This window comes from uncultured Lawsonella sp. (assembly GCF_947252745.1).
Classification (GTDB): Bacteria; Actinomycetota; Actinomycetes; order Mycobacteriales; family Mycobacteriaceae; genus Lawsonella.
In genome coordinates this window covers 24066-32805 of sequence record NZ_CAMXWW010000012.1, presented here as the reverse complement: position 1 = coordinate 32805, position 8740 = coordinate 24066, and the positions used below count along the sequence as shown (strand labels likewise).

Genomic DNA, 8740 nt, shown 5'->3' with positions numbered 1-8740 from the left:
ACACAAGGAGTATCGTCGGCAGCGTCAGATGTGTATAAGAGACAGGGTCAGGGGTTCGATTCCCCTATGCTCCACAATTACAAAAGCGCAGGTAGTACAGAACCTGCGCTTTTCTTTATTTTGACTGGTGAAAGCATTTCTGCGGGGAGCCGGACTGTTTATCTTTATATCTGTTGTCTTTTCATCTCTATTTGATAAAATCGCTGTTTTTAGCAAATAGAGGGTGCATAGTAGGCCCCATATTTATAAAACTCACGATTCCGATAAATAAGGATGCTCGTAGAGTGAGCCTATTTTATAAAAATCATGGTTTCTATAAAATAGGGTGCTTCTTGAAGAAAAGGTGTGGAGAACAGAGAATGAGGTCCAGAGGCTGTGGACAATGCTGCCAAGAGTCGCTCGATACCACTTCTTAGGGACGCTACTCGTGGAGGAAATTCACTCTACAAACGAAATTGAGAACGTCCAATCAAGCAGGCAGGAAGTGGCTGAAGCACTGGATACAGCTACACACAACGATAACTCCACCCCACCTAAGCGTTTTCATGAAATGGTGAGCACCTTTAAGCTGCTCATTCAAAAAGATGACAGCCAAGACTCCGAGTTTCCCCAGACGCTGGAAGGTCTGCGCGCACTTTACGATCAACTACTTGGTGCCGAGGTCACGAAAGACAACTAACCAGATGGAGAGCTCTTTCGTGCAGGCCCGGTATATATCACAGATGGATCAAACTCAGCGGTCCATAAAGGTGTGTACGGAGAGGACGAAATTAAGAGCCGCCTGAGCGTGATGCTTGATGCCAGCACCGATGACAGCAGACCTTGGCTCGTCAGCGCCTTCATGGCCCATTTCATGGTTGAACACACCCACCCGTTCTATGACGGTAATGGACGGTTCGGTCGTTTTCTACTGGCTCTCAAGCTGCGCCAGGTCCTATCGGCACCAACGGCTCTGTCCTTGTCTGCACAAGTTAGGAAGCAGAAGGATAAATATTACAAAGCCTTTGCTCATGTAGAGAACCCACTGAACAGAGGCGAAGCGACGTTTTTGTTAACAATATGCTCGCTATGCTCCTAGCCGCACAGAATGATTTGGAGGAGCAGTTACGTGTCCGGTGGCGGAGCCTCAGAAGCCTGGAAGAGCGTATAGACACCCTCAAGAAGACCGAGAAGGATCTTGGTGATTACCAGATTGCGACCCTGTTTATGTTGGGACAAGTGCTTCTGTTTGGACCCAGGAATGGTGTCACGCTCGACGAAGTTGCCGATTTCCTCGAACGGTCGAAACAAACTGTACGCTCAGTGTTGAAATCCCTCACTGACAAAGGCCTCATCGAGGCAGTAAACAAACGTCCGTTGGTGTTCACACTTACGGAACAAGGAGAAAAACTACTCGATCTCAGGAAGCTGTTATAACGGTAGCTAAAGCCACACAAACTTAGGTAATACTAACTATTACGCGGGTCTGAGGTAGCATGGCAGGTAATCTCCGTTAAATGGTTCTGAAACCTAGCCCAGACTTGGGCCAAGTGATTGGTTTGGGGTGGTGGATTCAGGCCTCGGAGGCTCGTCATTTTTCTGCCCAAACGATGACCAGCAGAAAGAAACATTCAGGTCAGCGCAGCTTTTGTGCCCCCGTGAAGGCGCGTGTGTGGGGGCGAAGGTTGGACGCGAGAACCACATGAAAAGCGAGAACTCACGTGACCCCTACCGCTATCGCCTTCACCCTCACACTCCTAGCCGGCCTGGCCACCGGCATCGGCTCCGCCATTGCGTTCTTCGCTAAACGCACCAACGCCACATTCCTTGCGGTGTCTCTCGGTTTCTCCGCCGGCGTCATGATCTACGTCTCCTTCGTAGAAATCATGCCCACAGCGCGGGATGCCATCGTGAAGGACCACTCCCCTACTTGGGCATCCTGGGTGACAGCGGCCGGTTTCTTCGCCGGGATCCTCATCATTGCGCTGCTGGATAAAGCCGTGCCGGAGAACACTAACCCGCACGAGGTACACAAGCCAGAAGACTACGACAACCAGAAGAACAAGAAACTCATGCGGACCGGCCTCATGACCGCCGCAGCCCTTGCCATTCACAACTTCCCGGAAGGCTTCGCCACATTCCTTTCCGGACTGCAAGACCCCTCCCTTGCTATCCCCGTGGCGGTAGCTATCGCCATCCATAACATCCCCGAAGGTATCGCCGTCTCGGTCCCCGTTTACTACGCTACCGGCTCCCGCAAAAAGGCTTTTGGCTCTCCTTTGCGTCGGGGTTGTCGGAGCCGCTAGGGGCGCTCATTGGCTGGCTGGTGCTCCGAAACTTCTTGACTGACACCGTTTTTGGCGTAGTGTTTGCGGCAGTAGCTGGCATTATGGTGTTTATTTCATTCGACGAGCTACTCCCCACCGCGGAGGAATACGGGGAGCACCACCACGCCATTTACGGTCTTATCGCTGGCATGGCGGTAATGGCGCTGTCGTTACTGCTTTTCCTGTAGGTCTGCCGTTTATCCTCCATTAACTCTGTTCGTGTTCTATTTAGCAGTAGGCCACAGGGCAGTCGGATTGCTACAACCTCCGCACACTACCCTGTGTCCCATGAAGATCAAGGTTTCAAGTGCAGTGGCGTGCTCTGCCCTGCTAACAGCAGTCACATTCTCCCTCGTATCCCCGCTACCAGCGGGCCATGCGGAAACTGCGCCGCTAGCGTCCCGCTTCACCATGGCGGTCTTTCCCGACACCCAGTATGAGTCCGCCGGTAGTTTTCCAGCCGGCGATCACTTCATGACAAAGTACGGCAGCGAACCTTACAAAGTTCAAACCGCATGGCTGGTGAAGAACAAAAAGGCCTTTGGTCTGAAGTTCGCTGTCCACCTAGGCGACGTTGTTGATAATTCCATTCAGGAAGGCCAGTGGAAGGCCGCGGACGTCGCCATGCGCACCTTGGAGCAAGCTGGAATCCCCTACTCGGTGGCACCAGGAAATCACGATATGGGGCCCATCCCAGTAGTGGGAGGTTCAGCGAATAAAATCGCGGAAGAAGCCGGCTACTATGCGAACGATGGCGCGCAGAAAATCCATTTCCCGCGTGAGATTGAGGTAAAGACAAACCCATCTCTCCTTGATGGGAAAATGCCGCAGAACTATCCTCTGTTCTCCACCTGGTTCTCTGTGGACCGTGCTCGCCGTAATCCGACGTTCCGGGAGCGTTTTGTCGAACTCAATAACGAGTCCGAGTACCATATCTTCACTGCTGAAGGGCACAGTTTTCTTGTTCTGGCACTGGCATACCAGGCCAGTGATCGTGTTCTCCAGTGGGCCCAAAGAGTCATTGACCAGCACCCCAGCTTGCCTGTCATCTTGACCACTCATGAGATTCTGAAACCTGAGGGTAACCAGGTCCGTTTAACGGGAACGTATGGCCAGCACCTGTGGGATGACTTCATCAGAAAAAATGACCAAATATTTTTGACGCTCAGCGGCCACAATGCTGGTTCAGGGACGATCGTTACCCGCAACGATAAGGGCCATGCCGTTATCCACATATTGCAGGATTACCAGGAGTATTACGACGGTGGGAATGGCCTCCTTGGGCTTCTCCAGTTTGATTTCACCCATAACACCATCGAAATGCTGGCGGCATCCCCCTTTGTGGCGGCCAAGAAACCTTCCCTGTTGACGAGTAAAGATGTCCTCTACTACAACAATCCGCAAGATTCCTTCGTGAAGCATCTCAACTTTGCTCAACGCTTTGCTGGTTTCACCAGATTTGCGGCGGATCCGCGGGAATCCAACGACCCCGACTATCTGGGCATTGCGCGGGAAAGTCTGCACCGTCAGCAACCTTCAATGAAGCCAACGGTGACCCCTTTTAAAGCGGAAAAGTCCGCCTACTTTGAGGTGGCGACCTACTATCTTCCGGTCAGCATTCCCCCAGTTAAGAAGCAATAATCGCCAACCAGTGCATTCCCCCAACAATTGTGGACCAACGAGCCGAATAGCGGGATAACCGGGGCGAATAGTTGGCCATAATAAGGGTCAAGAAAAATCGCGCGTGCACGTCGTGCTTAATCAACCACGACGTGCACGCGCAACTATGAGTAAAGCTGTAATCCGCGGTACCAGCTGTACTAGCTCTACTAGCGCTTACTCCGGCTCAGGATTATTGCTTGTTGTACTTTACTTCCAGCTCTTTTTTCTTATTGTTCAGCAGCTCCAGGACCAGGGGAGCAACGTACTGGATGGCGAGGTAAGCACCGGTGGCCTTTTTCCAGTTACCGAACACTGGAATGAGTGGCGCCACTTTCTTGACCACGGATACAGCTTGCTTAATATTCATGCCTTAAGCGTGCCATACCAGCTCAAACTTTGCACCACCAATCTGCGAAAATTCACCAACAGATGGTGAGAATCCCATAAACCTGGCACGATGGGATACATGAGCAAAGCAACCGCACAAGCGACCCTGCACACCAACAAGGGCGATATTGTTATCGAGCTCTTCGGTAACCACGCCCCCAAGACCGTGAAGAACTTCATCGGCCTCGCCGACGGCTCCGCCGACTACACCACCCCCAACGCCAAAGGCGGCAAGGAAGGCCCGTTCTACGACGGCGCCATCTTCCACCGCATCATCGATGGCTTCATGATCCAGGGCGGCGACCCCACCGGCACCGGCACCGGCGGCCCCGGCTACCGCTTCGAGGACGAGTTCACCACCGAACTCACCTTCGACCGCCCCTACCTGCTTGCCATGGCCAATGCCGGCCCCGGCACCAACGGTTCCCAGTTCTTCATCACCGTCGCCCCCACCCCGTGGCTCAACATGCACCACACCATCTTCGGTGAGGTTGTCGACGCTGACTCCCAGGCCGTCGTGGACGCCCTGGCTAAGGTTCCCACCGACATGCGGGATCGTCCGCTGGAGGACGTCGTCATCGAATCCATCGACGTCGTCGAACTCTAACCACAAACTCCACACAGGGGATATACATATGACAGCCACGCAGCGGGCCGATTTCGCCTCCACCTTCAAGAAGTCGCCCGCTACGTGGCTGCTTGTTATCGTCAATGTCGCCCTCTATCTAGTTGTTTCCGTCCAGGGCGGCACATTCCTCAACACCTCCGTCACTTCCCCCCTGCTCAATGACACCGTGCTGGTGCCCTACGCGCTGGGGTTTGGCCAATACTGGCGGCTTCTGAGCAGCGGGTTCATGCACTTTGGCCTGCTGCACATTGTCTTTAACATGTACGCCCTGTGGGTGCTGGGGCGGGACGTGGAAGGGGCGTTGGGGTCGCTCCGCTTCACCGCCCTCTACCTGCTGTCGCTACTGGCCGGCTCCGCCACTGTGGTGTGGTTTTCCAGCCCCGAGTCCGCTACCGCCGGCGCGTCCGGTGCCATCTTCGGTCTGCTAGGTGCGGAGCTGGTGGTGGTGATGGCGTTGAAGGCGAAACTGTCCGGCATCATCACTGTCATCATGCTGAATGTGGTGATTGGCATTACCCAGCCGGGTATCTCCATCCAGGCGCACCTGGGTGGTTTCGTGGTGGGCTTCCTAGTGGCGGGGGCGTTCATTTTCGTGCCGATGTGGGTGGCGAAGTCTCGGCGGCGCCGCAATAAGGCGGGCGGCGTGATGCTGCACCCGGAGACGGGGGAGGAGCTGCCCGTCTATGTGACGGAGAAGCAAGTGAATGCGTGGGGTTGGGGGGCTACCGCGGTGGTGGCGGTGCTGGTGATTATTGCGCTGGTATTTGGGGTGGAGAACATGCAGGCGCTGGTGAACCACGCGACGCAAATGGCTCCGTCGGTGGGGGCGTAAGCGGGCGGCTAGCGGACGCAGTGGGGTGACGGTGCCGGAAAGCGACAGCGGCGCTGAAATGTTAGTTGTTGAGGTTGCGGATGCCGGCTTCTTCGAGGTCGGCGACAATACGGTGGGGGTTGACGCCAATATCGCCCCAGGTGACGACCTCGAGGGTATCGCGTTGGCGGTTCTCCATGGCGGGGAGAGGTAGGGGGAGAGTGTGGTGCTGATCGTACTCGGTGCGGAGGTCAGCCCAGTCCTCGACGCGGGCGATGTCAAAGGTGAGCATGGGGAAACGTTGGATGATGCCGCTGGGGCGGTCGATGCGGAAGCCGTGGATGGAGTAGAGGGGGTAGACGTGGTCGCGGAAGGTGCGACGCACGTGTAGGTCGGTGTCAGTGATGACGAGGCGGGGGCGGCGGATGAGGCCGGCGAGTCCACTGCAGATGACGATGAAGGCGGCGAGGATGAGGAGAATCTGTCCGCCGATGCTCACGTTGGGCATGAAGGAGAGGGCGAAAAGGATGGCGCCGATGATGATGCCTACGATGCGCCAGGTAATGTTCGGCGACCATGCGTACCGGATGGGGTTATCGGATGGCATCAACACATTTCTCCACAGGGTTATCCACATTGTGGATGAATTACAGAGGTGTAATTCACAGAATAATTATTCTTAGCTGTCGTACCAGCAATCATAATACAAATCTAAGAGGAAAATAGATTGGACTACGCACACGTGTCTTTATCCACAGCCTGTGGATTCTGTGGATAACTTTCTAAAGCGGGAGAGTGGCACCCGCACCCACACAAAAATCCCCGATGCGCAAAGCATCGGGGATTATCACGTTACGTAATCGCTCGAGCAGCTATCGATACGGTCGAAACCGACACGGACAAACTGCCACAAGCAGATGGCAGCGAGCTAACGCCACCGCAACGTCATTAGAAGACCGATCACCATCAGGCCAAAGGCAATCGCGTAGTTCCAGGCACCCAGAGTATCCACAAACGGGATAATGCCACGGCCGGCCACCAGGTAGTACATGATGATCCAGGCAAGGCCAAGCACCAGGCAGATACCCATAACAACGAGCCACACGATCGGGGTGGTCGCCTGCTTCACCTTCACGGGAGTACGGCTCACACCCTCAGAAAGGTCAGTCTTCGTCACTTTCGACTTAGGCATAATGTCCTTTCACGGCCACCGCACTTTGCGATGGATTACCCTCCTAATCTACCAACGCACAGCTAAAAGGGCACATTTCGCTTACACAACTGCATAACCCAGCCCGTAAACTAACACCCATGAGCACCGAGCCAGCATCCTCTCCTGCCTCCAGCCAACCTGGTGTCGTCAGCACCAACCCCGCTGACAACACCGCCATGCACCCCGATGTCAACGCCAACCCGGGGTTCTGGCAGCTCCTCATCCTGGGCTTCCAACACGTCCTCGCCTGCTACGCCGGTGCCGTCGCCGTCCCTCTCTTCGTGGGATCCGCACTGGTCCAGGCCGGAAAAATGGATCCCAGCTACATCCCGCACCTCATCACCGCGGACCTCCTCGTCGCCGGCATCGCCACCATCGTGCAATCCATCGGCGTCTGGCGCTTCGGTGTCCGCCTCCCTCTCATTCAAGGCTGCACCTTTTCCGCCGCCATCCCCATGGTCACCATCGGCAGCCAATACGGTCTGGGCGCCATCTACGGTGCCGTCGTCTGCTCGGGACTCTTTATCATCCTCTTCGCGCCGTTGTTCTCCCGCCTCCTGCGCTTCTTCCCACCCCTGGTGACGGGTACCGTCCTCCTCATCATCGGCCTCACGCTCATGCCGGTGGCGGCAGACTGGGTAGGCGGCTCCTCTGCCGCAAAAGCCAACGGCAGCTTTGGATCTGGACTCAATATCGGTATCGCCATGGGCGTACTGCTGCTTATCCTCATCATCGAACGCTTCGGGCCCGGCTGGCTGGCCCGCATCTCCGTCCTCGTCGGCATGATCGCAGGCTTCCTCGTGTGCATCCCCCTGGGCATGGTGAACTTTGACGGCATCGAGAAAGCCAACTGGGTGGGCGTCACCCGCCCCCTGGCCTTTGGCCTGCAATTCCAGCCGGCGGCCATCATTGCCATGTGTATCGTCTCCCTCGTCACCATGGTGGAAGCCACCGGTGACGTGCTGGCCATCGGTGAAGCCACCCAAACCCCCATCACCAAGCGGCGCATCGCCGACGCCCTCCGCGCCGACGGTTTTGCCACCATGCTGGGCGGCTTTATGAACACCTTCCAGTACACGGCCTTCGCCCAGAACATTGGCGTGCTCAGCATTACTGGGGTGAAGAGCCGCTATGTGACGGCATCGGCTGGCGGCATCCTCATTGTGCTGGGCCTGCTGCCCAAGGCAGCGGAAGTTATTGCTGCCATTCCTGCCCCCGTGCTGGGCGGCGCCGGGATCGCCCTCTTCGGTACCGTTGCCGCGAGCGGTGTCCGCACCTTGTCCAAGGTGACGTTTACCAACACCAATATTTGGGTGGTGGCCGTGCCCACAGCCCTGGCACTACTGCCCGCCGTCTCCCCCACCTTGTTCTCCACTATGCCGGCTGCCCTGCAGACGTTCCTCTCCTCCGGCATCTGCATTGGTGCGGTGGCTGCTATTATCCTCAACCTGCTGTTCAATACGGGCCATAATGCGCCGACGGAGCAGGCCGGCAAGCCTGCCGCGCATGATGCGCCGCGTGGTGGCGAGTTCGGTGTGGAGGATGCGAACGATGACGGGAAGGGTGACGACCCGCACCAGCTGCACGAGGACATGTCATCAGACGCATAACACGCACGCCTCAACACGCACGCCTCAACACGCACGCCTCAACACGCACGCCTCAACACGAAGGCCACGACATGCGGGCGGATAACACGAACGCCCCACCACGAACGCATAAAAAACTGGGTG

General features: G+C 56.2%; 10 protein-coding genes and 1 pseudogene. 8 read left to right on the top strand and 3 right to left on the bottom strand.

What is annotated here, in order from left to right; genetic code table 11:
* The first annotated feature begins 484 nt into the window (after positions 1-484).
* The 5 genes and pseudogenes from Q0X28_RS08180 (at position 485) to Q0X28_RS08160 (ending at position 3947) form a co-directional block, all read left to right on the top strand.
* Entirely contained in the window at positions 485-679 is a 195-nt protein-coding gene (locus Q0X28_RS08180; RefSeq protein ID WP_296239309.1) for a hypothetical protein, read from the top strand.
* A 36-nt stretch (positions 680-715) separates the two neighbouring features.
* Positions 716-1078 (top strand): Fic family protein, encoded by a 363-nt coding sequence (locus Q0X28_RS08175; protein WP_298577546.1) that lies wholly within the window; start codon positions 716-718, stop codon positions 1076-1078.
* A complete protein-coding gene (locus tag Q0X28_RS08170) occupies positions 1069-1416 on the top strand; it encodes a helix-turn-helix domain-containing protein (RefSeq protein WP_298577542.1) in 348 nt (115 codons plus the stop codon). The genes Q0X28_RS08175 and Q0X28_RS08170 overlap by 10 nt, the downstream gene beginning before the upstream one ends.
* Positions 1417-1700: 284 nt before the next feature.
* Positions 1701-2494: pseudogene (gene zupT, locus Q0X28_RS08165) on the top strand (zinc transporter ZupT).
* 100 nt (positions 2495-2594) lie between these two features.
* Positions 2595-3947 carry a metallophosphoesterase gene (locus Q0X28_RS08160; RefSeq protein WP_298577540.1) on the top strand — a complete coding sequence of 451 codons (1353 nt, stop codon included), beginning with the start codon at positions 2595-2597 and terminating at the stop codon, positions 3945-3947.
* Positions 3948-4158: 211 nt separating this feature from the next.
* Here the strand turns inward: Q0X28_RS08160 and Q0X28_RS08155 are convergent, their stop codons facing one another.
* The gene (locus Q0X28_RS08155; RefSeq protein WP_296239319.1) at positions 4159-4335 is read right to left on the bottom strand and encodes a hypothetical protein; all 177 of its coding nucleotides are present in this window, start codon (positions 4333-4335) and stop codon (positions 4159-4161) included.
* Between the two features lie 99 nt (positions 4336-4434).
* Between Q0X28_RS08155 and Q0X28_RS08150 the strand changes: the two genes are divergently transcribed.
* Together Q0X28_RS08150 and Q0X28_RS08145 are read left to right on the top strand one after the other, a co-directional pair.
* The gene (locus Q0X28_RS08150) at positions 4435-4962 is read left to right on the top strand and encodes a peptidylprolyl isomerase (RefSeq protein WP_298577538.1); all 528 of its coding nucleotides are present in this window, start codon (positions 4435-4437) and stop codon (positions 4960-4962) included.
* A 28-nt stretch (positions 4963-4990) separates the two neighbouring features.
* Complete coding sequence (locus Q0X28_RS08145) at positions 4991-5815, top strand: rhomboid family intramembrane serine protease (protein WP_296239322.1); 825 nt, start codon at positions 4991-4993, stop codon at positions 5813-5815.
* Positions 5816-5876: 61 nt separating this feature from the next.
* On the opposite strand, the gene Q0X28_RS08140 is transcribed toward Q0X28_RS08145, so the two are convergent.
* Both Q0X28_RS08140 and Q0X28_RS08135 read right to left on the bottom strand, forming a co-directional pair.
* Positions 5877-6401 (bottom strand): hypothetical protein, encoded by a 525-nt coding sequence (locus tag Q0X28_RS08140; protein WP_296239324.1) that lies wholly within the window; start codon positions 6399-6401, stop codon positions 5877-5879.
* Between the two features lie 321 nt (positions 6402-6722).
* Positions 6723-6986, bottom strand: a complete 264-nt coding sequence (locus Q0X28_RS08135) for a cell division protein CrgA (RefSeq protein ID WP_296239326.1) — start codon at positions 6984-6986, stop codon at positions 6723-6725.
* A 119-nt stretch (positions 6987-7105) separates the two neighbouring features.
* Here Q0X28_RS08135 and Q0X28_RS08130 point away from each other — a divergent pair, with 119 nt between their 5' ends.
* Positions 7106-8617 (top strand): nucleobase:cation symporter-2 family protein, encoded by a 1512-nt coding sequence (locus Q0X28_RS08130; protein ID WP_298577535.1) that lies wholly within the window; start codon positions 7106-7108, stop codon positions 8615-8617.
* Positions 8618-8740 lie beyond the last annotated feature (123 nt).

Bases quoted from the DNA above. Each gene is read 5' to 3' on its own strand.
- Q0X28_RS08170 (WP_298577542.1), top strand. From the start codon at position 1,069: ATGCTCCTAGCCGCACAGAATGATTTGGAGGAGCAGTTACGTGTCCGG.
- Q0X28_RS08160 (WP_298577540.1), top strand. From the start codon at position 2,595: ATGAAGATCAAGGTTTCAAGTGCAGTGGCGTGCTCTGCCCTGCTAACA.
- Q0X28_RS08155 (WP_296239319.1), bottom strand. From the start codon at position 4,335: ATGAATATTAAGCAAGCTGTATCCGTGGTCAAGAAAGTGGCGCCACTC.
- Q0X28_RS08150 (WP_298577538.1), top strand. From the start codon at position 4,435: ATGAGCAAAGCAACCGCACAAGCGACCCTGCACACCAACAAGGGCGAT.
- Q0X28_RS08145 (WP_296239322.1), top strand. From the start codon at position 4,991: ATGACAGCCACGCAGCGGGCCGATTTCGCCTCCACCTTCAAGAAGTCG.
- Q0X28_RS08140 (WP_296239324.1), bottom strand. From the start codon at position 6,401: ATGCCATCCGATAACCCCATCCGGTACGCATGGTCGCCGAACATTACC.
- Q0X28_RS08135 (WP_296239326.1), bottom strand. From the start codon at position 6,986: ATGCCTAAGTCGAAAGTGACGAAGACTGACCTTTCTGAGGGTGTGAGC.
- Q0X28_RS08130 (WP_298577535.1), top strand. From the start codon at position 7,106: ATGAGCACCGAGCCAGCATCCTCTCCTGCCTCCAGCCAACCTGGTGTC.